Source organism: Klebsiella sp. SYXHC3 (assembly GCF_057196925.1).
Genome location: NZ_JBXUNG010000008.1, coordinates 39,248 through 60,527 on the forward strand (window position 1 = coordinate 39,248; position 21,280 = coordinate 60,527).

General features: G+C 56.2%; 18 protein-coding genes. 5 read left to right on the forward strand and 13 right to left on the reverse strand.

Annotated features, from left to right (window positions below; translation table 11 throughout):
* Positions 1-39: 39 nt before the first annotated feature.
* Genes araD through araB form a run of 3 tightly spaced genes read right to left on the reverse strand, consistent with a single transcriptional unit; the run spans position 40 to position 4,011 of the window.
* On the reverse strand, positions 40-735 hold the full coding sequence (araD, locus tag AC2CGP_RS18515; RefSeq protein WP_015368280.1) for an L-ribulose-5-phosphate 4-epimerase: 696 nt from the start codon (positions 733-735) through the stop codon (positions 40-42).
* Between the two features lie 53 nt (positions 736-788).
* Positions 789-2,291, reverse strand: coding sequence for an L-arabinose isomerase (gene araA / locus AC2CGP_RS18520; RefSeq protein ID WP_015368279.1), 1,503 nt, complete (start codon positions 2,289-2,291; stop codon positions 789-791).
* Positions 2,292-2,301: 10 nt separating this feature from the next.
* Positions 2,302-4,011, reverse strand: coding sequence for a ribulokinase (gene araB, locus AC2CGP_RS18525; protein ID WP_032709876.1), 1,710 nt, complete (start codon positions 4,009-4,011; stop codon positions 2,302-2,304).
* Between the two features lie 334 nt (positions 4,012-4,345).
* On the opposite strand from araB, the gene araC reads away from it, so the two are divergent.
* Both araC and AC2CGP_RS18535 read left to right on the forward strand, forming a co-directional pair.
* Positions 4,346-5,191 carry an arabinose operon transcriptional regulator AraC gene (gene araC / locus AC2CGP_RS18530; RefSeq protein WP_015368277.1) on the forward strand — a complete coding sequence of 282 codons (846 nt, stop codon included), beginning with the start codon at positions 4,346-4,348 and terminating at the stop codon, positions 5,189-5,191.
* Positions 5,192-5,319: 128 nt separating this feature from the next.
* A complete protein-coding gene (locus AC2CGP_RS18535; protein WP_015368276.1) occupies positions 5,320-6,087 on the forward strand; it encodes a DedA family protein in 768 nt (255 codons plus the stop codon).
* Here the strand turns inward: AC2CGP_RS18535 and thiQ are convergent.
* The 4 genes from thiQ to sgrR form a co-directional block, all read right to left on the reverse strand.
* The gene (thiQ, locus tag AC2CGP_RS18540) at positions 6,074-6,775 is read right to left on the reverse strand and encodes a thiamine ABC transporter ATP-binding protein ThiQ (protein ID WP_032716012.1); all 702 of its coding nucleotides are present in this window, start codon (positions 6,773-6,775) and stop codon (positions 6,074-6,076) included. The genes AC2CGP_RS18535 and thiQ overlap by 14 nt on opposite strands.
* Positions 6,759-8,369 (reverse strand): thiamine/thiamine pyrophosphate ABC transporter permease ThiP, encoded by a 1,611-nt coding sequence (thiP, locus tag AC2CGP_RS18545; RefSeq protein WP_100279196.1) that lies wholly within the window; start codon positions 8,367-8,369, stop codon positions 6,759-6,761. The genes thiQ and thiP overlap by 17 nt, the downstream gene beginning before the upstream one ends.
* Positions 8,345-9,328: a thiamine ABC transporter substrate binding subunit gene (gene thiB / locus AC2CGP_RS18550; protein WP_045411562.1), complete on the reverse strand. Its 984-nt coding sequence runs from the start codon at positions 9,326-9,328 to the stop codon at positions 8,345-8,347. Before thiB ends, thiP begins: the two co-directional genes overlap by 25 nt.
* A 288-nt stretch (positions 9,329-9,616) precedes the next feature.
* Entirely contained in the window at positions 9,617-11,272 is a 1,656-nt protein-coding gene (gene sgrR, locus AC2CGP_RS18555; RefSeq protein ID WP_032709878.1) for an HTH-type transcriptional regulator SgrR, read from the reverse strand.
* An 87-nt stretch (positions 11,273-11,359) separates the two neighbouring features.
* Between sgrR and sgrT the strand changes: the two genes are divergently transcribed.
* Together sgrT and AC2CGP_RS18565 are read left to right on the forward strand one after the other, a co-directional pair.
* Positions 11,360-11,512 carry a glucose uptake inhibitor SgrT gene (gene sgrT / locus AC2CGP_RS18560; protein WP_015704385.1) on the forward strand — a complete coding sequence of 51 codons (153 nt, stop codon included), beginning with the start codon at positions 11,360-11,362 and terminating at the stop codon, positions 11,510-11,512.
* A 160-nt stretch (positions 11,513-11,672) separates the two neighbouring features.
* On the forward strand, positions 11,673-12,857 hold the full coding sequence (locus tag AC2CGP_RS18565) for a sugar efflux transporter (RefSeq protein ID WP_015704386.1): 1,185 nt from the start codon (positions 11,673-11,675) through the stop codon (positions 12,855-12,857).
* 44 nt (positions 12,858-12,901) lie between these two features.
* On the opposite strand, the gene AC2CGP_RS18570 is transcribed toward AC2CGP_RS18565, so the two are convergent.
* Positions 12,902-14,212: an MFS transporter gene (locus AC2CGP_RS18570; protein WP_015368270.1), complete on the reverse strand. Its 1,311-nt coding sequence runs from the start codon at positions 14,210-14,212 to the stop codon at positions 12,902-12,904.
* A 230-nt stretch (positions 14,213-14,442) separates the two neighbouring features.
* Between AC2CGP_RS18570 and AC2CGP_RS18575 the strand changes: the two genes are divergently transcribed.
* Positions 14,443-15,339, forward strand: a complete 897-nt coding sequence (locus tag AC2CGP_RS18575; RefSeq protein WP_015704388.1) for a LysR family transcriptional regulator — start codon at positions 14,443-14,445, stop codon at positions 15,337-15,339.
* 37 nt (positions 15,340-15,376) lie between these two features.
* Here AC2CGP_RS18575 and aroD read toward each other — a convergent pair whose 3' ends face one another.
* The 5 genes from aroD to leuD form a co-directional block, all read right to left on the reverse strand.
* A complete protein-coding gene (aroD, locus tag AC2CGP_RS18580; RefSeq protein WP_032706637.1) occupies positions 15,377-16,132 on the reverse strand; it encodes a type I 3-dehydroquinate dehydratase in 756 nt (251 codons plus the stop codon).
* Positions 16,133-16,162: 30 nt separating this feature from the next.
* Positions 16,163-17,377, reverse strand: a complete 1,215-nt coding sequence (locus tag AC2CGP_RS18585) for an MFS transporter (protein ID WP_411303270.1) — start codon at positions 17,375-17,377, stop codon at positions 16,163-16,165.
* A 10-nt stretch (positions 17,378-17,387) separates the two neighbouring features.
* On the reverse strand, positions 17,388-18,251 hold the full coding sequence (locus AC2CGP_RS18590; RefSeq protein ID WP_015704391.1) for a shikimate dehydrogenase: 864 nt from the start codon (positions 18,249-18,251) through the stop codon (positions 17,388-17,390).
* 11 nt (positions 18,252-18,262) lie between these two features.
* The gene (locus tag AC2CGP_RS18595; RefSeq protein WP_047076114.1) at positions 18,263-20,296 is read right to left on the reverse strand and encodes an oxidoreductase; all 2,034 of its coding nucleotides are present in this window, start codon (positions 20,294-20,296) and stop codon (positions 18,263-18,265) included.
* 369 nt (positions 20,297-20,665) lie between these two features.
* Entirely contained in the window at positions 20,666-21,271 is a 606-nt protein-coding gene (leuD, locus tag AC2CGP_RS18600; RefSeq protein WP_015368264.1) for a 3-isopropylmalate dehydratase small subunit, read from the reverse strand.
* Between the last annotated feature and the right edge of the window lie 9 nt (positions 21,272-21,280).

Sequence of the window (21,280 nt, forward strand, 5' to 3'; positions counted from 1 at the left end):
TGGTTTCACGATGGGTGCTGGGGTTTTATACAGGGGTGATTACTGGCCGTAGTAGGCTTTGGCCCCGTGCTTACGCAGATAGTGCTTATCGAGCAGCGTCTGCTGCATATCCGGCAACTGCGGCGCCAGCTGGCGGCAGAAGATCCCCATATAGGCGATCTCCTCCAGCACGATGGCATTGTGTACCGCGTCTTCGGCGTTTTTACCCCAGGCAAATGGGCCGTGGGAATGCACCAGCACGCCGGGCATTTGCGCCGGATCGATTCCCTGCTGACGGAAGGTTTCGACAATCACATTGCCGGTTTCCCACTCATATTCGCCGTTGATCTCCGCATCGGTCATCAACCGGGTGCAGGGGACCGGGCCATAAAAATAGTCTGCGTGGGTGGTGCCGGTCGCCGGAATAGATTGTCCGGCCTGCGCCCAGATGGTGGCGTGGCGCGAATGGGTATGCACAATCCCGCCAAGCGTCGGAAACGCCTGATACAGCAGGCGATGGGTCGGCGTATCGGAAGAGGGCTTTTTGTTGCCTTCCACCACTTCACCGGTTTCCAGGCTGACGACGACCATGTCGTCAGCGGTCATCAGGCCGTAATCTACGCCGGAGGGTTTAATAACCAATACCCCTTTGTCACGATCGACGGCGCTGACGTTACCCCAGGTTAAGGTCACCAGATTATGCTGCGGTAGCGCTAAGTTGGCCTCCAGCACCTGGCGTTTGAGATCTTCTAACATCTTGTTCTCCCTGCCCGATGAGCGGATTGTCATCGGGCATTATGCTTGTGCGCTTAGCGTTTGCTACCGTAATAGACTTCATTCCAGCGCAGCGCGTCTTTGAACGACGGCAGGCGGGTGTCGTTGTCGATGACGGTCAGCTCAATATCCTGCAGCTCGGCAAACTGGCGCATATCGTCGAGGGTTAGCGCATGGCTGAAGACGGTATGGTGCGCGCCGCCGGCGATGATCCAGGCTTCCGAGGCGGTACGTAGATCCGGTTGCGCCTGCCACAACGCGTTGGCCACCGGCAGCTTCGGCAGATCGTGCGGCGTCGCGACGGTTTCGATGGTGTTGACCAGCAGGCGGAAGCGATCGCCTAAATCAATCAGGCTGGCGACGATCGCCGGGCCGGTTTGGGTGTTGAAGATCAGACGGGCCGGATCGGCCTTACCGCCAATTCCCAGCGGCTGGACGTCGAGGATCGGCTTCTCGGCGGTAGCGATAGTCGGGCACACTTCCAGCATGTGCGAGCCCAGCACCAGATCGTTGCCGTTGTCGAAGTGATAGGTGTAATCCTCCATAAAGGAGGTGCCGCCCTGCAGACCGGTCGACATCACTTTCATGATGCGTAGCAGAGCGGCGGTTTTCCAGTCGCCTTCGCCGGCAAAGCCGTAGCCCTGCTGCATCAGGCGCTGTACGGCGAGACCCGGCAGCTGTTTCAGGCCGTGAAGGTCTTCAAAGGTGGTGGTAAAGGCGTGGAAACCGCCTTGCTCAAGGAAGCGTTTCATCCCCAGTTCGATGCGCGCGGCGTCCAGCACATTCTGGCGCTTATCGCCGTGCACCTGCGCTGCTGGCGTCAGGCGGTAGCTGCTTTCGTATTCATCGACCAGCGCGTTGATATCGCCGTCGCTGATGCTATTCACCACCTGCACCAGATCGCCGACCGCCCAGGTGTTGACCGAGAAGCCGAACTTAATCTGCGCCGCCACTTTATCACCGTCGGTTACCGCCACTTCTCGCATGTTATCGCCGAAGCGGCACACTTTCAGATGGCGGGTATCCTGCTTAGAAACCGCCTGACGCATCCACGCGCCGATGCGCTGGTGCGCTTCTTTATCCTGCCAGTGGCCGGTGACGACGCTGTGCTGCTGGCGCATGCGCGCGCCGATAAAGCCGAATTCGCGGCCGCCGTGCGCGGTCTGGTTGAGGTTCATAAAGTCCATATCAATGCTGTCCCATGGCAGGGAGGCGTTGAATTGGGTATGGAATTGCAGCAGCGGTTTGTTGAGGAGCGTCAGGCCGTTAATCCACATTTTCGCCGGTGAGAAGGTGTGCAGCCAGACCACTAATCCGGCGCATTTATCATCGTAGTTGGCGTCGCGGCAAATATGCGTGATTTCATCCGGCGTGGTGCCGAGTGGTTTCAGCACCAGCTTGCACGGCAGTTTTGCTTCCGCATTCAGGCTATTCACCACATGTTCGGCATGTTTCGTCACCTGGCGTAGGGTCTCCTGGCCATACAGGTGCTGGCTGCCAATTACGAACCATACTTCATAGTTATCAAAAATCGTCATTTTCGTATCCTTAATGGGTGAGCGCTGCCGGAGATTGCGGGGCGTTTTCCGCCTTTGCAGCCGAAGGGAGATAGTGTTGTTCCGCGCTAGCCGACCACTGCTGGTAGCGCTGATACAGTTGTTCGAAACGTTGCGCCTGTTGCGCGCGCGGCTGCAGGGTGTTTTCCACCTCGCTTGCCATGTTGCGCTGCGCGGCAGGGATATCCGGATAGACGCCCGCGGCGACGGCGGCGAAGATGGCGGCGCCCAACGCGCAGCATTGATCGGAGGCGACGATTTGCAGCGGGCGGTTCAGGACGTCGCAGCAGGCCTGCATGATGACCTGGTTCTTGCGCGCGATGCCGCCGAGCGCCATCACGTTATTCACCGGAATGCCCTGCCCGGTGAAGCACTCCATAATGGCGCGGGCGCCGAAGGCGGTGGCGGCAATCAATCCGCCGAACAATGCCGGGGCGTCGGTGGCCAGATTTAAATCGGTAATAACGCCTTTCAGCCGCTGGTTGGCGTTCGGCGTGCGGCGGCCGTTGAACCAGTCCAGCACCACCGGCAGGTGATCGAGGGAGGGATTATTGGCCCAGGCTTCGGTGAGCGCAGGCAGCAGCTGTTTTTGACTGGCTTTGATTGGCTCGCGCAATTCAGGGTGCTGTTGGGCCAGCTGTTCCAGCGGCCAGCCGAGAATGCGGCCAAACCAGGCATAGATATCGCCGAATGCCGACTGACCGGCCTCCATACCGATGAAATCCGGCACCACGCTGCCGTCCACCTGGCCGCAGATACCTTTCACCGTGCGGTTGCCCACGCTCTGTTTATCGGCGATCAGAATGTCGCAGGTGGAGGTGCCGATCACTTTAACCAACGCGTTAGGCTGCGCGCCGGCGCCGACCGCGCCCATATGGCAATCGAAGGCGCCGCCGGAAATGACCACCGTTTCCGGCAGACCGAGGCGCTGCGCCCATTCGGCGGTCAGGTTGCCGACGGGGAGATCCGCGGTCCAGGTGTCGCGGAATAGTGGCCAGGTAAGGTGGCGGTTAATAATCGGGTCGAGTTCGTCGAAGAAACTGGCGGGCGGCAGTCCACCCCAGCTTTCGTGCCACAACGATTTGTGCCCGGCGCTACAGCGACCGCGACGGATATCCTGCGGACGGGTGGTGCCGGAAAGCAGGGCGGGTACCCAGTCACAAAGCTCAATCCACGACGCCGCGGCCTGCGCGACGGCGCTATCTTCGCGAGTGACGTGAAGGATCTTGGCCCAGAACCATTCGCTGGAGTAGATGCCGCCGATATAGCGCGAGTAGTCTTCTTTACCCGGCGCGTGGCACAGGCGGGTGATGGCCTCCGCCTCTTCCACCGCGGTGTGATCTTTCCACAGCACGAACATGGCGTTCGGGTTGTCAGCGAATTCTTCGCGCAGCGCCAGCACGTTTCCGTCTGCATCAATCGGCGCCGGGGTTGAGCCGGTGCTGTCGACGCCGATACCGACCACCGTCGCCCGTTGTTCAGCGCTTAATGCCGCCAGTACGCTTTTCAGCGCTGATTCCATGGATTCAATGTAATCACGCGGGTGATGGCGGAAGCGGTTATTCGGCCCATCGCAGAACAGCCCTTCCTGCCAGCGTGGATACCACTCAACGCTCGCGGCCAGCTCCGCGCCGGTAGCGCATTCCACCGCCAGCGCGCGTACTGAGTCACTACCAAAATCGAGGCCAATCGCAATTGCCATCTTGTTACTCCATGCTGAAATCATTCATGCAGCAACAGTAGATATCCCCGGCCAAATCCGTCAGGCTGTATTCGCTAATCTTATGGATTATATTGCTGTCACCTTGCAAAGTGTGACGCCGTGCAAATATTCGATGTGGACTTTCCTGCCGTATTTATAGACACTTTTGTTATGCGCTGGATCAACGCGGAATGCGTGCTGGTAGCGCTTTTTTCGCTAGCCGTGCGGGTTTTTGTCTAAATTCCCACCGGTATCGCAGTCGAAACGGCGTGGATGGCGATAAAATGATGAATATGGACAATTGGTGTCAAAAAACTCGTGGAGAACGACGCTTATGGCCGAAACGCAAAACGATCCGCTGCTGCCGGGCTACTCCTTTAATGCCCATCTGGTCACCGGCCTGACGCCGATTGAGGCGCAGGGATATCTCGATTTCTTTATCGACCGCCCGCTGGGCATGAAAGGCTATATTCTCAACCTGACGATCCGCGGCGAGGGGGTGATCAACAACCACGGCGAACAGTTCGTCTGTCGCCCCGGCGATATGCTGCTGTTTCCGCCGGGGGAGATTCACCACTATGGCCGCCATCCCGACGCCAGCGAGTGGTATCACCAGTGGGTCTATTTCCGCCCACGTGCCTACTGGCATGAATGGCTCAACTGGCCGACGATCTTCGCCCATACCGGTTTCTTCCGCCCGGATGAGCAATGGCAGGCGCGGTTTGGCGAACTGTTCGGGCAGATCGTTGACGCCGGGCAGGGGGCGGGGCGCTATTCCGAACTGCTGGCGATTAACCTGCTGGAACAGTTGCTACTGCGGCGCATGGAGGCGATTAACGAATCGCTGCATCCGCCGCTGGATAACCGGGTGCGCGACGCCTGTCAGTACATCAGCGACCATCTGGCGGACAGCCATTTCGATATCGCCAGCGTCGCCCAGCACGTCTGTTTGTCGCCTTCTCGTTTGTCGCATCTGTTTCGCCAGCAGTTGGGGATAAGCGTACTTGGCTGGCGGGAAGACCAGCGAATTAGCCAGGCCAAACTGCTGTTGAGTACCACCCGGATGCCGATTGCCAGCGTCGGCCGCAACGTTGGCTTCGAAGATCAGCTCTATTTTTCGCGAGTCTTTAAAAAATGCACCGGCGCCAGCCCCAGTGAATTCCGCGCAGGATGTGAATAAAAAGTAAAGAAAGTGAAATGATGACCCGCTTAAATGTCACAGCCAGTAAACTATTAAGACAATTGGTGGCTTGACGACGACGTGACGGCTCCGGAGAATCCGGGCTTCGTTTTTTAACCGGGTACATTATGCAGGCATTGCTGGAACACTTTATCACCCAATCCACGGTCTACTCGTTGATAGCCGTGATGCTGGTGGCATTTCTTGAGTCGCTGGCGCTGGTGGGGCTTATCTTACCCGGCACGGTCATGATGGCTGGTCTGGGGGCGCTTATCGGCAGCGGCGAAGTTAACTTCTGGCAGGCGTGGCTGGCGGGGATTGTCGGCTGCCTGTTGGGAGACTGGATCTCATTCTGGCTCGGCTGGCGCTTTAAAAAGCCGTTACACCGCTGGTCGTTTATGAAAAAAAATCGCGCGCTGCTGGAGAAAACCGAACACGCGCTGCACCAGCACAGCATGGTGACGATTCTGATTGGCCGCTTTGTCGGGCCGACGCGGCCATTGGTGCCGATGGTCGCCGGGATGCTCGACCTGCCGGTAGCGAAGTTCGTGCTGCCGAATATTATTGGCTGCCTGCTCTGGCCGCCGCTCTATTTCCTCCCCGGCATTCTGGCGGGGGCGGCGATAGATATTCCTGCCGATGAAAACAGCGCCAGCTTCAAGTGGCTGCTGCTGGGCGCGGCGCTGCTGGCGTGGCTGGCGGGCTGGCTGTGCTGGCGGCTGTGGCGGAGCGCGAAAACTTCCGGCGATCGTCTGACCCGTTGGTTACCGCGTGGACGCCTGCTGTGGCTGACGCCGTTGATGGTGACGCTGGCGGTAGCGGCGCTAACGTTTGTCTTCCGCCACCCCCTGATGCCGGTCTACCTTGAGATACTGCATAAGGTCATTTCGCGCTAATTCCCAACAGCGCCGAGGCGCTGCTGTTGCCGCTTAACAGGTCGTCAGTGGCGCCGTCCCAGGCAATGCGCCCTTCGGCGACCACGATGGAGCGAGGCGCAATGCGCGCCGCATCCTCCACGCTGTGCGATACCATCAACAGCGTCAACTGCTGCCGCTGACAGACATCGGCGACCAGCGTTAGCATCTCCTGGCGCAGTGCCGGATCAAGCGCCGAGAAGGGTTCATCAAGCAGCAGCACCGGCTGTTGGCGCACCAGACAGCGGGCCAGCGCCGCCCGCTGCCGCTGGCCGCCGGATAGCTCGCCAGGCAGGCGATCCAGCAGCGTATCCATTCCCATCTGTCCGGCTATCGCCGTGACCTGCGCGCGCTGCTCGCGGTTCAGCTTCAGGCCGGGGTGAATGCCGAGGCCAATATTCTGCCGGACGGTGAGATGGTTAAACAGGTTGTTCTCCTGAAACAGCATAGAAACCGGACGCTGTGCCGGCGGCGTGGTGTTATGCTTCTCGCCATCGATCAGCAGGCTACCGCTGGCGGGGGGCAGAAACCCGGCAATCAGATTCAGCAGCGTGCTCTTTCCGGCGCCGCTGGGACCGAGCACGGCGATGCGCTCTCCGCGCTCGACGCTGAGCGTAAAGCGCATCGGCAAGTGCTGATACAGCCAGGTGACATCATTGAGTTTTAGCATCGCGTCCCGGTAGTTTCTCGATCAAAGTAAAAAGGATAAAGCACAGCAACAGGAGCAGGAGGGCGGTGACCGCGCCGTCCTGGCTGCGGTAGGAGCCGATCTGCTGATACAGATAGAACGGCAGCGTGCGGAAAGATTCATTGCCGAATAGCGCCACCACGCCGAAGTCGCCGATTGACAGCACGCAGGCGAAAGCCAGGGCCTGCGCCAGCGGCCGTTTCAGCGCACGCAGCTCCACTACCCGCAGCCGGTTAAAACCTTGTAGCCCCAACGACTGACACAAAGCGCCATAGCGGGCGGCAATATCGCGCATTGGATTTTCCAGCACTTTCAGAGCATAGGGGATAGCCATCAGCGCGTTGGTAAAGATGACAATCCCGTCGGCGGATTCCGGCAGGCCGACGCTGTTATTGAGCAGCAGGAAGAAACCGGTCGCCAGCACAATCCCCGGCATGGCGAGGATGAGCATACCGCTGAGCTCCAGCGTCTGCCCGGCCAGCGGCAGGTTGCGGGCGCGCAGTTCGCGACTGCTCCACAGCAGCATCATGGTCAGGATAACGCTGAGCACACCGGCGGCGAGGGCGATACGCAGCGAGGTCCACAGCGCCTGCCATAGTGCGGCTTGGCCCAGCACCTTCGGCAGATTGACGTTGAGACCATCGACGATCACCGCCAGTAGCGGCGGAAGCAGCAACAGCAGAGCGAGCGCGATTAGCGCGTAATCACACAGGCGACTATGCAGACGGTCGTCGGGGTCGCGCCAGCCTTGTACCTGACTGGCGCCGATCGCCACGGCTTTGCTCAGGCGCTGGCTCAGCAGCACCAGCCCAAGGCAGAAGATCATTTGAATAATCGCTAACAGCGCCGCCCGTGCCGGGTCGTAATCAAAGCTCAGCGCCTGATAGATAGCCAGCTCAATGGTGGTGGCCCGTGGCCCGCCGCCTAGTGACAGCACGGTGGCAAAACTTGCGAAGCACAGCATAAAAATCAGCGCGGCCACCGGCGGGATCTGCCGACGCAGCCACGGCCATTCCACAAGACGGAAGAAGACGAAACCGCGCATGCCGAGCTGAGCGGCGATTTGCCGCTGTTCGCCGGGGATGTTTTCCAGCGCCTGCAGCAGCAGGCGGGTCGCCATCGGCATATTAAAGAACACATGGGCCAGCAGGATGCCCTGTAAGCCATATGGCGAGAAATCCCACTGCCAGCCGAGCGCGTGGAATAGAGCGGCGAGCCAACCCTGGCGGCCATAGACGCTGAGGATGCCGAACACCGCCACCAGAACCGGCAGGATCAACGTCATCGCGCACAGGCGCAGCAGCAGCGTGCGCCCCGGAAAGCGGCGGCGATACAGGGCGCGGGCGAGGAATATCGCCGGCACTACCGAAAATAGCGCCGACAAAAACGCCTGCCAGAAAGAGAAGCGTACGACGTGCCAGAGATAGCTATCGCTGAGGATCGTCTGCCAGGGCGCCTGCGGCGCCTCCAACCACAGCGCCAGAAACGCCGCCAGCGCTACGATGACCAGTAAGCAGGCCGCGGCGCCGCCGGGGATCAGCCAGCCGAAACTTAGCGGCTGACGGCGCGTTGCCATGAACCGATCCAGTTTTGACGTTCAGCGGCGACCTGCTGCGGGGTGAACTGCAGCGTGGTTTGCGGTTTGGTTAGCGTATTGAAGCCGGCCGGCAGCGCCACCTGGGTCACCGGGTACATCCAGTTGCCGGTGGGGATGGCGTTCTGGAAGCCTGGAGAGACCATAAATTTCAGGAACTTTTCCGCCAGTTCCGGCTGCTTGCTGGCGGCGGTACGCGCGGCGACTTCAACCTGCAGATAGTGGCCTTCGGTAAAGTCCGCCGCGGCATAATTATCTTTTTTCTCTTCGATGAGGTGATAAGCCGGCGAGGTGGTGTAGCTCAACACCAGGTCGCTTTCGCCTTTCAGGAACAGGCCGTAGGCTTCGCTCCAGCCCTTGGTGACGGTGACGGTTTTGGCCGCCAGCTTCTGCCAGGCTTCCGGCGCCTTATCGCCATACACCTTTTGCATCCACAGCAGCAGGCCGAGCCCCGGCGTACTGGTGCGCGGGTCTTCGTAAATCACGCGCCATTTCTGCGGGCTCTCGACCAGCTCTTTCAGGCTTTTCGGCGGGTTTTTCAGCTTGTTTTTGTCATACACGAAGGCGAAGTAGCCGTAGTCGTAAGGTACAAAAGTGTCATTATCCCAGCCGCCCGGTACGCTGACTGCGCTGGCCGGCACGCCGCTTTTGGCAAACAGTTTGCTCTGCGCCGCCGCTGCCAGCAGATTGTTATCAAGGCCGAGCACGACATCGGCTTTGCTGTTTTTGCCTTCCATTCGCAGCCGGTTAAGCAGCGATACGCCATCTTCGAGGGCGACATATTTCAGCTCGCAGCCGCAATCGGCCTCAAATGCCTTTTTCACCGCCGGGCCAGGGCCCCAGTCGGCAGAGAATGAATCGTAGGTGTAAACGGTCAGGACCGGTTTAGCAAAGACCGGGGCGGCGACCAGCGCCAGCAGGGGAAGCAGTTTTTTCAACACTTTGCACCTCAGTATATGGGGAGGCAAAGGATTTTGAGTAGGCCTCAAATCCCTTCGCCGGCGTTATCCGGATCAGGTTCGACGGGTATTTTCTCAGCCCATACGCTTCATCCTTCAAGCCGCATCTGCGTTAGCTTCGCGCGTTCACCCCAGTCACATAGTTATCTATGCTCCAGGGGATTCACCCGCTTGCTGCCTTGATGCAACTTGAATGATATTGCGTATGTTTATTAGCACCCCGTTGAGAACGGCGATAGTGTAATGATTTTGTTAGATGACGCAAAGCATTCAGGGCTCCGGCGGGGCGAACCACGCCGATTTAAAGTCGAACCAGCCGAGGGTGTTCATGCGCACGCCGCGCATACTGCGCTGGCCCTGAATCATTAGCCAGTGGTGGATCAGCGGTACAATATGCTGCTTCTCCAGCAGTTGCTGGCTCCAGGTCGCCGGGTTGAACTCGCCTGCGCGCCAGCGGTTGGCGTCAGCCTCCCAGTCGATGGGAATGCAGTGATGCATCAGCGGCACTTCATATAAATAGGCGAACAGGGAAAAATCGATCGGCAACGTGAAATTGACGCTGTTGAGCCAGATATCGCTCACCGTTTCGCCGCGATGCCAGTCATCGTACTCCAGCTCCTGAATGTTCAGCCTCACCTGATGTTCCGCCAGCAGCGCCCGCATGATCCCGCCAATGACCCGATGTTCCACATGATCGCGATAGTAGGTGAGGGTAACTGACTCCAGGCCGGCTGGTTTTTCGCAGGCGTGACTGCGGGCGTGGTGCCAGCGCGGCAGCAAGCCGTAGGCCGGGAACCAGTTGCCTTGATAGTGCTCGCCGGCGTGATACAGCAGGTTGGCGGGCTGGAACAGATAACTTAACCAGCGGCGCACATCATCATTACCGCCCAGCGGACTGCGACTATCAAAGAGCAGGTAATAGCACCCTTCTTCCAGGCGGCTCTCTACGGCTTTTTCGCTCTCGGTATTGCCCTGCAGGGTTAAGCCGCCGTTGGGTTCTTCGCTAATTTCCGGCAGCACCCAGACGTTAACCTCATCGATCAGCGCCCGATAGCCGAAGTACTCTTCGAAGGCATGGATTTTTAACTGGTTTTGATTATTGCGCGCGACCGCGTAAGGGCCGGTACCGATAGGCATACTGGAAAAGTTCTCCATCGTCCGCCATTCCTGCGGCAGCGCCATCGCCGGGACCTGGCCTAACAGCCAGGGCAGCCAACGATCCGGCTGGCTGAGGTGAATATCCAGCGTCCAGGCGGTCGGCGAGACGATGCGCTCGATATGGGAAAATAGCGGCAGTTCGCTGCTGCGCTGTAGCGAGGAGATAACGTCGGCCATCTCCAGCTCCCGGCCATGATGGAAATGAATGCCGGGACGCAGAAAAAAGCGCCAGTGGTTAGGCGAAATTTGCTGCCAGTGGTGGGCGATATCGGCCTCCAGTTCCCCATTTTCCTCATTTACCCGCGTCAGCGCGCTAAAAATTTGCCGTGCGATGTGGGTCTCCGAACGGCGCAACGCGCTGCCAGGCAGCAGATTCTTCATCGGCCGATAGTAGAGCACGCGCAGGATGTGGCGCCCCTGGCGGAAGCTGCGGCCAAGATGGGAGATCAACATCTGTCTGACCGCGGTTTTATCGCCAACCAGTTGCACCAGCTGATCGATGCGATCCTGCTCCAGTAGATCCTCGGCGCGCTGCTGCTGTAGCGCCAGACCGGTATAAAGGAAGGTCAGTCGTGAACGCTTGCCGCGCCCGGCTTCGGATTCCCAGGCAAGCCAGCCGCGCGCTTCCATCAGATTAAGTAAGGTGCGCATATGGCGGCGCGAACAACTGAGCATTTCCGCCAGTTCGTTGAGGGTGGTCTGCTGCGACCTACCGTCGCAGCATTGCCACAGGCGGATGAACTGTTGTTGCAGACGACTGGAAGGCATAAAAGGGGAACTCCTGACGAAAACTCAGCAATTTATCAGTTCCTATATTAAGCCAATAATGGACCTCGATGAAGTAAGGAGATGAATATGACGAGGTCAACCACTAAGCAGTTCTATCAACGGTACTTTTCTGCGACGCAGGGAGCGTCCTGGCTGGCCCGCCAGTTAGCAGGTAGGCAGCAGAAAATGCTGGAGGAATTGATGCAGTGGGGAGTTACGTCGCCGACCTCCGATCGTTGACTTGCCGACATCATGTGTGACTGAGTATTGGTGTTATACTCGCCATCTTCAGGCTGCAAGCGCATTGGCTGCAACTCGAAATCCAGAGTATTGAATCACCCGCCAGCAGATTGCTTCTGCTGGCTTTTTTCGTTTACTTCGCGTGTGTTAAGGATATTTCATGCTGTGGTTGATGACGATGGGGCGACGGCTAAACGGCGTCTACGCCGCCTTTATGCTGGTGGCTTTTATGATGGGGGTGGCCGGGGCGCTGCAGGCGCCGACGCTTAGCCTGTTTCTCAGCCGTGAAGTCGGCGCGCAGCCGTTCTGGGTTGGCCTGTTTTATACGGTGAATGCGATTGCCGGTATCCTGGTGAGCCTGGCGCTGGCCAAACGATCCGATAGCCGCGGCGATCGTCGGCGGTTAATTATGTTCTGCTGCCTGATGGCGGTGGGTAACGCGCTGCTGTTCGCTTTCAACCGCCATTATCTGACGCTTATTACCTGCGGCGTCATGCTGGCTTCGGTCGCTAATGCGGCGATGCCGCAGCTGTTTGCCCTCGCCCGCGAATACGCCGATAGCTCTGCCCGCGAAGTGGTGATGTTCAGCTCGGTGATGCGCGCCCAGCTGTCGCTGGCGTGGGTCATTGGTCCACCGCTGGCTTTTATGCTGGCGTTGAATTATGGCTTTACGACCATGTTCTCCATTGCCGCCGGGATTTTTGTCATCAGCCTGGCGCTGATTGCCTTTAAGCTGCCTTCGGTGGCGCGAGTGACGCAACTGCAGGAAGGCAGCAGCCTGCCGGAGCTGGAAGGCGGCTGGCGCGATAAAAACGTGCGCATGCTGTTTATCGCTTCTACGCTGATGTGGACCTGCAACACGATGTATATCATCGATATGCCGTTGTGGATCAGTAGCGATCTTGGCCTGCCGGATAGCCTGGCAGGGATACTGATGGGCACGGCTGCCGGTCTTGAAATTCCGGCGATGATCCTGGCCGGCTACTACGTTAAGCGTTGGGGTAAACGCAAAATGATGGTGGCGGCAGTCGCCGCCGGCGTGCTGTTCTATGTGGGGCTGATTATGTTCCATGGCCGCACGGCGCTGCTGGCGCTGCAGCTATTCAATGCTATTTTCATCGGTATTATCGCCGGGATCGGCATGTTGTGGTTCCAGGATCTGATGCCGGGGCGCGCCGGGGCGGCGACCACGCTGTTTACCAATAGTATCTCCACCGGGGTTATTCTGGCCGGAGTGATTCAGGGAGCGCTGTCGCAAAGCTATGGTCACGGTAGCGTGTACTGGACAATCGCGGCGATTTCTCTGCTGACGCTGTTTTTGACCAGCCGGGTTAAAGATATTTAAGTCAATCTCCCGCGCCGGCCATGCTGGCCCGGCGCGGGATAGCGTTACTTCAGTACGATTCGCTTGATGTCGCCGATAATAAAGATGTAGGCAATCACCCCGATCAGGGCGGTCACGCCAACGTAAATGAGAGCGTAAAAGAAGTTACCGGTGGCTGATATAATCACGCCAATGATGAGTGGCGCGATAATTGATGCCAGGTTGGCGCAGAAGTTAAATATACCGCCGGTCAATCCAGCCATATTATCCGGGGCAATATCAGATATTAACGTCCAGCCCAGACCGACCATTCCCTGACCAAAGAAAGCGATCGACATAATAATAATCACCGTCGAATTCGCGCTGACCCAATTGGCGGCGATAATGCAGCTGGAAAGGAGTAATCCGGAAATTATTGGAAGTTTTCGGCTTATGTTTGCCGAGCCGGTACGCTTAAGTAGCCTGTCGGAAAGCCAGCCGCCGAAGATGATGCCAACCGCGGCGGCCAGGAAGGGCCAGGTGGCGAAAAAACCTACATGAAGCCACGGCAGATGGCGTTCGTTGGCGAGATAGGTTGGAAACCAGGTGAGGAAAAAGACCAGCGTGGTGTTACCGGCAAACTGCCCCAGGCTGGCGCCGATAATTTGTCGGCAGCACAGTAGCCGCCTGGCATCACGCCAGTTAAATGGAATGTTTTCACTCTTATTGGCAATCTGGTTGGCGCCAATATAATCCAGTTCTGCTTTATTTGCTGTTTTCGATTCATGTGGCTCATGATAAAAACGCCACCATACGAAAGTGAATAAAATTCCCAGCCCGCCGGTCAGAAAAAATAAGGTGCGCCAGCCGTGGTGTTCGAGGATTAAAAATAACAATGGCGAGAAGGCGGCTAACCCAATGTATTCACCAACCGTATAAGTTGCGGTAGCCCTGGCCCGTTCATGCTGGGGAAACCATTTGCTGACGATGCGGCTATTGGCCGGAAAGCAGGGGGCTTCACTGACGCCCAGGCCCAGACGCAAAAGGAGCAAAGATTTCAGCCCCAGAGAGAAGCTTTGCAGCAGCGTAAACAGAGACCAAAAGAAGATGGAGAGGGCGTAGGTCAATTTATTACCGAATCGGTCTAAAAACATGCCGCCAGGAATTTGCGCCAGCGCATAAGTCCAGGCAAAAGCGGAAAAAACAATGCCCATCATCGCCGGATCAATATGGATTTCAGTGGTTAATTTTGGAGCAACGATTCCAAGAATGGTACGATCGAGATAATTAATCATCGTACCCAGCGATAACAGCGATAAAATAAAAATACGCGTTCTGCTTCTTTTTAGCGTGCCGGGCGATGATGCCAGGCTCCCTTGAGCGTCAGGTATGCACATAAAGATTTCCTTTAAAGTTTAAAATATTTTTGCATGTATTTATGCATGCAGAAATACTCTAAGGATTCATAGACTGGGTCTATGAATGGCAACGCTTTGTTACGCACAAAAAGAAATATCAAATAATATTTGATGTGAATCTGATATTGACTCGTTGTAGCGTATTATCAACCTGCCGCATGGTATATTAAACGCAGTGGTCTTATTCTTATATTATACGGACAAAAATAATGAACCTGAAGCAACTTTATTATTTTAAGCGATTGAGCGAGACGGAGCATTACACCGAGGCAGCATCCAGTCTGTTCATTACTCAACCCTCGCTAAGCCACGCCATATCTGAGCTTGAGAAGGAACTTGGCGTGGCGCTGTTCGCCAGAAAAGGACGCAACGTCAAAATTACGCAAAACGGTAAACGTTTTTTGCCCTATGTGGAGGATGCGCTCGCTTCTCTGGAGAACGGGCGTCTGACGCTGCAAAACAATGATAGTGAAAAGAAAGAGAATATTCGTATCGCCTTTATTTATACGATGGGTGAATCTGTTGTTCCGCAGTTAATTAATAAATACACTAATTCACCTTCCAGTCACAAGGTGACTTTTTCCTTTACGCAAGGCACTTCGCTTTCGTTATTACAGGCGTTAAAGGCAGGAAAAACCGATCTGGCGATTTGTTCATATATTGCCGATGAACCCGAAATCGACTTTATTCCTATTATTCAGCAGGAGTTGGTGGTGGTGACCGCGAAAGATCATCCGCTTGCCCGGCTGTATGATAATGAGGTCGATTTGGTAGAGACGATTCACTATCCCTATATCTATTTTTCAGAGAACAGCGGTCTGCGGCCTTTTATTGATAATGTCTTTATGCAACAAAAACTGGTACCGGATATCGCCTGCTACGTCGATGAAGATACTGCGATGGCGGGGCTGGTTAGCATCGACTATGGCATTGCGATTATGCCGAGGATCTCCGCACTGGCAAATTATAACGTGCGCATTCTGAAGATTAAAAATGCGATCCCACCTCGTTATATTTACCTCGCAACAATGAAGGAAAGGGTACTTTCCTCAGCGATTCAATCGTTTAAAAACGTCATCATTAACGATAGCCAGAGAATCAACTGAGCAAGCGCCCGGAGACTGGCTCCGGGCAGCCTGTTTATCAGGACAAAATGTCCATTAGTTCGCGCAGCTTAGCGATGGCTATTTGGCCCGGCGCGGAGGCCTGGCCGACGGTGCCAAAGGTCATCGCTGAACCGAACAAGCGACCGGTTACCCGGCTCACGCCGCCGGATTTGCCCATCGACATGGTGATCAGCGGGCGCGTCGCATACTTCTCTTTCATGGTCAGCGTGGCGGAAAGCAGAGTGAGAACGTCCTGAGGCGTCAGTGGCATCACCGCGATCTTCGGCAGATCGGCACCCAGATCCTGCATTCGACGCAGTCGATAGATGATATCTTCCTGCGCCGGCGTTTTATGGAAATCATGATTGCTCATGATCACTTTTACGCCGGCCTGATGGGCGTCGTTCACCAGCGCGCGAATTTGCGCTTCATCGTTAAACAACTCGATGTCGATAACATCGACTAATCCGCTTAGCGCCGCCTGGCGGTTAAGTTCAAAATACGCTTCGTCGCTGATTTCCGTTTCGCCGCCTTCTTTCTTACTACGGAAGGTGAACAGCAGCGGGAGTGCTTTCAGGGTATGACGGATTTCCGCCAGTGCGGCCAGCACCTGGGGGATTTCCCGGACGTGAGTAAAATGGTCAACGCGCCATTCGATAATATCAGCGCCCGCGTCAACCAGGCCCTGAGCATTAGTCAGCAGTTCATCCAGCGTTTTTCCGATCAGCGGTACGCAAATTAAGGTTTCGCCTTCCTTGAAGGTGATGTTCTTTACGGTTACTGCAGTTGTCATGTAGGTATCCATTATTGTTGTCGTTGAACCTCAGGCGGTGACGGTGGTGCGAGACACTCTTTGCGCCGCGCGAGCCTGAAGTTGACGATAGCCGATGTACAGGGCGATCACAAAGCCGATGACGGCGATCAGGAAATCAAACCACATAATGCTGGCAATGCTAATCTGCGAAAGCTTTGCGGTGATAAGCGGGATCGTGAAGCTCGCGATGCTGCCTGCGGTGTAGAAAATCCCTGTTGCCTTGCCTTTGCCGTTCGGAAAGCTCATTGCCATGATGGTTGCCCCCAGCTGCAGTACCCCGCCCGCGGCGGCAAAGCCGATGACGAAAGCGAAACCGGTAACCATCATCGGTGTCGGGAATAAGCACACTAACAGCAGTGAGACCATCGACAGACAGGTGTAGATGATCATGGCTACCGCGGAACTGAACACCTCTTTGACGAAGGCGGCGGTCACGAAGACGCAGACCAGTGAACCGACGGTATAGATACTCAGCAGCTTGATCGCCGAGGCATAAGGCATACCGACCACGAACTGGCCATATTGCGCCAGCCACTGGCTTACCAGGTAAAAGGTCGCCATGCCGATATAGCCGTACAGGGTAAAGATTACCATGTCCAGTTTGTTGGCTTGCGGTTTAGCGGAAGCCGCTGCCTGCGCCGCTGGGATCTCTTCTTTTTTGGCCGCCTGGCTATCGGGGAACGGCATCTTGAGCAGATAGATTGCGCTCAAGATAAACAGAGCCGCCGCAATCACAAACGACCAGCCAAACCACAGATTTGCCCATATCAGCAGGCTGATAATGAACGGCAGCAGGAACTGCCCTGCGGAAACGAAGGCTTTGATGAGCACGTTAGCGCGGCTGGCGGAGTGCGGGAAAGACTCCATCAGCGCCGGATAGGTTGCGGAGTCGAGGAAGCTGTTCGCCAGACCAGCCATGATGCCGAACACGTAGGCCAGATAGATATTTTTGGTCAGCAGAATGCCGACGAAGAAGATCAGATAACTCAGGATCCCTAGATAGATAAAAGGCTTACGACCAAAGCGATCCGACAAAAAGCCGGTCACGATCGTCGCCAGCTTACCGATACCTAATGAGGAGATAACGATCGATACGCCGGCAGCGTCTGTTCCCCACTGTTCCTGAAGATGGGCCATGTTGAGGGTGATTAACAGCACCCCCATGCCATGGATCAGGTAGTTGAGATACAGCCCTGCCGCAGTAGGGATGTATTTATTTTTCATCTCTGGCCTCTTAGAACAGAATGCTCTTGACGTATTCAACCGGCATTTCTTTGCCCGTCCAGATTTCGAACGCGCGCGCGCCTTGCCACAGCATCATTCCCAGGCCGTTGAGGGTCCGGCAGCCTTTTTTCTCCGCCACTTCCAGCAGATAGGTTTTACGCGGGTTATAGACGACGTCGGAGACAATCAGGTCCGGGCGCAGGAAGCTGTCGTTTGGCAGCAGCATTTGGCCTTCGAAAGGCTTCATACCGACGCCGGTGGCGTTGGTGAGGATCACGCTGCTGTCGATTTCGGCGCGCAGCTTGTCATGATCGTCGAGATCGAAAAGGTGGATCTCGCAGTCGGTGTTATCGCGGATCTTGGCCACGGTCTGCTCGGCATTGGCGAAGAACTTGTCTTTGCGGTTGAAGATCGAGATGGCCTTCACGCCGTCGAGCGCGGCCTGTACGCTGATGGCGGTAGCCGCGCCGCCTGCGCCGAGGATGGTCATCTTTTTGCCGATGATATCGATACCAGCCTCCGACAGCGCGCGCATATAGCCGGTGCCGTCGGTAATGTGGCCGGTTAACACGCCATTATCGTTGACCACGGTATTGACCGCACCGACCAGCTGCGCCGCCGGCGAGAGCTTATCGAGATACTGGCAAATTTCGGTTTTATTCGGCATTGAGACGTTGTAACCGCGCAGCTTCAGCGCGCGGAAACCCTGTACGACATCTTTTAGCTCCTGGTTATCGACTTCGAACGCCAGGTAGGCGTAATCCAGGCCAAGATGCGCAAAGGCTTCGTTGTGCATAGTCGGCGACATGCTATGACGAATCGGGGTAGCGATTAAGCCAATCAGTTCGGTATGACCGGTAAGACGTTCTGCCATGATAAATATCCTCAATATGTTAAAAATGGAATCTGTTGCGCTTCGCGATTGCCGAGTACGCCCATGTCTTCGAGTATCTCCAGCACGTTGCGGCCTTCGCGCACGCCGTCGATAATTCGCCGGGCCGACAGGCTGTCGCCGATATTCATGATTTTTACGTTGTTGGCGGCGGCCCACTGGGCGATGTCGTCGAGACCAGCACGGTTGGCGCGCATCCCCAGGCAGACAAAGCCGTAGTCGAAGGGAATATCGAACGTGCCACTGGCGGTACTCACGGTGAAATGGTCTGGAGCGACGGCGGTTAATCGGGTCTGCATGTGTTGTTCCACCTGGTGTTCTTCCAGCATGGTCAACATCGCGTTTTTGGTAATAATGTCGAGGTCCTGCCCAGGCGCGTCCTGCATCTCGATCAGCACCGTCTCAGCGCCGCGCGTGGAGAAGTATTCAATGACGTCCAGGCCGACGGCGCCGCCGCCAACCACCACGATGCGTTTACCTGCGGCATCGGCAAAGGTGTCCAGATGGTTAATCATTCCGGTTATCGAGAACAGGCGACCACCTTCGGCGTCAATGTTCTCGCGCAGGCCGTCGATAGGCGGCAGCAGAGGAACCGAGCCGGTGGCATTGACGATGAGCTGTGGATGCAGCGCGGCGACTGAAGCGACATCGGCGCGTTTACCGACCTGCAGCATCAGATTGCTTAGCCCGGAAAGGCGGTTTTTCATAAATTGCGGGAAATCAGCGATCCGTTTTTTCTCCGGCAGCAGCGCAATGGTGCTGGCCAGGCCGCCGACGTGGCTTTTCTCTTCCAGCAGCCAGGTGTTGCAGCCGACTTCCGCGGCGGTACAGGCGGCTTCCATTCCGGCCGTGCCGGCGCCGATCACCACGACGTTGGTTTCTCGTGAGACTCGCTGCTGCTTGTAAGCGTCGCCGTGGATAATGTCCGGATTGATCGAGCAGCGCAGCGGGCGAGAGCGGGCGATACGGTGATCCGCACAGCCGATATTGCAGGAGATGCATTTGCGCATCAGACGCTCATTGCCGCTTTGTACTTTCTGCACCCATTCTGGCTCGGCAATCAACCCACGACCAATGGCGATCAGATCGGCATCGCCGGTAGCGAGGATATCTTCGGCGATTTTTGGCGAACGAATGTTGCCGGCGATCACCGTCGGCTTATGGAATTTGTCGCGTACCGCGCGGGAGAGGTAGCGCTTCCAGCCGTCTTCCAGCGACATCTGGTCGATTTGCAGGTTCAGGTTATCGTTCTGCGCGGCAGAGACGTTAATGATGTCGACTTTGTCCTGGCACAGTTCGAGGATGCGCAGCGAATCTTCCAGCGTGTTGCCGCCCTTTAAGAAATCGTCGGCGCTGATGCGCAGGCTGATTGGGAAACGCGGCCCGACGCAGGCGCGAACCTTATCGATAATCAGGCTTAATATGCGGGTGCGGTTTTCGATACTGCCGCCAAATTCGTCGGTACGTTTATTAAATAACGGTGACAAAAACTGGCTAATTAAATAGGAATGGCCGCCATGAATTTCTACACAGTCAAATCCGGCGCGGCGCACGCGCTCCGCGGCGTCGCCGAATTTGTCCACCGCGTGATAAATTTCCTCATGGGTCATTGGCCGCGGAATATTACCGTGCTTTTTCGACGGCGTGCTGGAAGCCGATAACGGCGTCTGCCCATTCAGGCGATAAGCATAAGCCGAAGCTCCCGCGTGGTTCAGCTGAATCGCTACGCAAGCGCCGTGTTTATGAAGGGTTTCGGTTAATTTAAACAGGCGTGGGATATATTGATCGTTATCGATGCGTAACTGCGTTGTACCATTGGAGGCGAAGGGAAAATCGATGCAGATATTTTCCACGGTAATGAGCCCGGTGCCGCCTTTCGCCCGCAGTTCGTAGTATTCAAGCTGTTCCTGCGAGACCTCGCCGTTGAGGGTAGCCATATTGGTGCCCATCGGCGGCATAATAATACGGTTTTTTATGGTCATCCCGTTGATGGTCAGCGGGCTGAATAGGTGAGGATAGTGGCTCATTTAGGCTCTCCACAAGAACGCCCGGCGGCCCACGAGGTGATGTAGGCGGCGTGGCGTATCTAAAGTTAATATTTCTCTGTCTGGAAAGATAACGAGCCGGGGAGGGGAAAAATAATGCTTTTTTTTGCGCTGAGCTATAGGGGTTTTCTATGGAGTTAACCGTTAATTCACATATTGCTCGGTTTGTTTTAAATAGTTCCGTTGATTATTTACTTGTCATTGTGGATATATACAAAAATAGCCTGCTAATGCCGGTATAAATGCACGATGAGGGATGGGAAGGATAAAATTATCTATTAATTATACGTATTAATATGCGCCTGAGAGGGGCAAAAAGAGAAAGCCCGGCTTGTTCACCGGGCTTGAAGATTAGTTCATAAAGGCGGGCTGTTGGCGTTCGTAGGCGGAAATCGCCTCTTCATGCTGCAGCGTCAGGCCGATGCTATCCAGGCCGTTGAGCATGCAGTGGCGGCGGAAGTCGTCGATTTTAAAGCTGTAGGTTTTATCCCCGGCTTTAACCACCTGCTCTTCAAGGTCTACTTCAAAGCTGATGCCCGGGTTAGCCTGTACCAGCTTAAACAGCTCGTCCACCTGCTCATCGCTGAGCGTCACCGGCAGCAGCTGGTTATTAAAGCTGTTGCCGTAAAAGATATCGGCAAAGCTTGGCGCAATCACCACTTTGAAACCGTAATCGGTTAACGCCCACGGCGCGTGCTCGCGCGAGGAGCCGCAGCCGAAGTTTTCACGCGCCAGCAGAATAGACGCTCCCTTATATTGCGGGAAGTTCAGCACGAACTCCGGGTTCGGTTGCTGCCCCTGGTCGTCGAGGAAACGCCAGTCGTTAAACAGGTGCGCGCCAAAGCCGGTACGTGTCACTTTCTGCAGGAACTGCTTAGGAATGATCGCATCGGTATCGACGTTTGCGGCATCCAGCGGAACCACCAGGCCAGTATGTTGGGTAAATTTCTCTGCCATGATGGTCTC

Excerpts from the sequence above, each read along its gene's own strand:
- sgrR (WP_032709878.1), bottom strand. The coding sequence starts at position 11,272 with ATGCCTTCCAGTCGTCTGCAACAACAGTTCATCCGCCTGTGGCAATGC.
- araC (WP_015368277.1), top strand. The coding sequence starts at position 4,346 with ATGGCCGAAACGCAAAACGATCCGCTGCTGCCGGGCTACTCCTTTAAT.
- AC2CGP_RS18575 (WP_015704388.1), top strand. The coding sequence starts at position 14,443 with ATGAACCTGAAGCAACTTTATTATTTTAAGCGATTGAGCGAGACGGAG.
- AC2CGP_RS18595 (WP_047076114.1), bottom strand. The coding sequence starts at position 20,296 with ATGAGCCACTATCCTCACCTATTCAGCCCGCTGACCATCAACGGGATG.
- leuD (WP_015368264.1), bottom strand. The coding sequence starts at position 21,271 with ATGGCAGAGAAATTTACCCAACATACTGGCCTGGTGGTTCCGCTGGAT.
- thiP (WP_100279196.1), bottom strand. The coding sequence starts at position 8,369 with ATGGCAACGCGCCGTCAGCCGCTAAGTTTCGGCTGGCTGATCCCCGGC.
- AC2CGP_RS18585 (WP_411303270.1), bottom strand. The coding sequence starts at position 17,377 with ATGAAAAATAAATACATCCCTACTGCGGCAGGGCTGTATCTCAACTAC.
- sgrT (WP_015704385.1), top strand. The coding sequence starts at position 11,360 with ATGACGAGGTCAACCACTAAGCAGTTCTATCAACGGTACTTTTCTGCG.
- AC2CGP_RS18565 (WP_015704386.1), top strand. The coding sequence starts at position 11,673 with ATGCTGTGGTTGATGACGATGGGGCGACGGCTAAACGGCGTCTACGCC.
- aroD (WP_032706637.1), bottom strand. The coding sequence starts at position 16,132 with ATGACAACTGCAGTAACCGTAAAGAACATCACCTTCAAGGAAGGCGAA.
- AC2CGP_RS18535 (WP_015368276.1), top strand. The coding sequence starts at position 5,320 with ATGCAGGCATTGCTGGAACACTTTATCACCCAATCCACGGTCTACTCG.
- araD (WP_015368280.1), bottom strand. The coding sequence starts at position 735 with ATGTTAGAAGATCTCAAACGCCAGGTGCTGGAGGCCAACTTAGCGCTA.
- araA (WP_015368279.1), bottom strand. The coding sequence starts at position 2,291 with ATGACGATTTTTGATAACTATGAAGTATGGTTCGTAATTGGCAGCCAG.
- AC2CGP_RS18590 (WP_015704391.1), bottom strand. The coding sequence starts at position 18,251 with ATGGCAGAACGTCTTACCGGTCATACCGAACTGATTGGCTTAATCGCT.
- thiQ (WP_032716012.1), bottom strand. The coding sequence starts at position 6,775 with ATGCTAAAACTCAATGATGTCACCTGGCTGTATCAGCACTTGCCGATG.
- AC2CGP_RS18570 (WP_015368270.1), bottom strand. The coding sequence starts at position 14,212 with ATGTGCATACCTGACGCTCAAGGGAGCCTGGCATCATCGCCCGGCACG.
- araB (WP_032709876.1), bottom strand. The coding sequence starts at position 4,011 with ATGGCAATTGCGATTGGCCTCGATTTTGGTAGTGACTCAGTACGCGCG.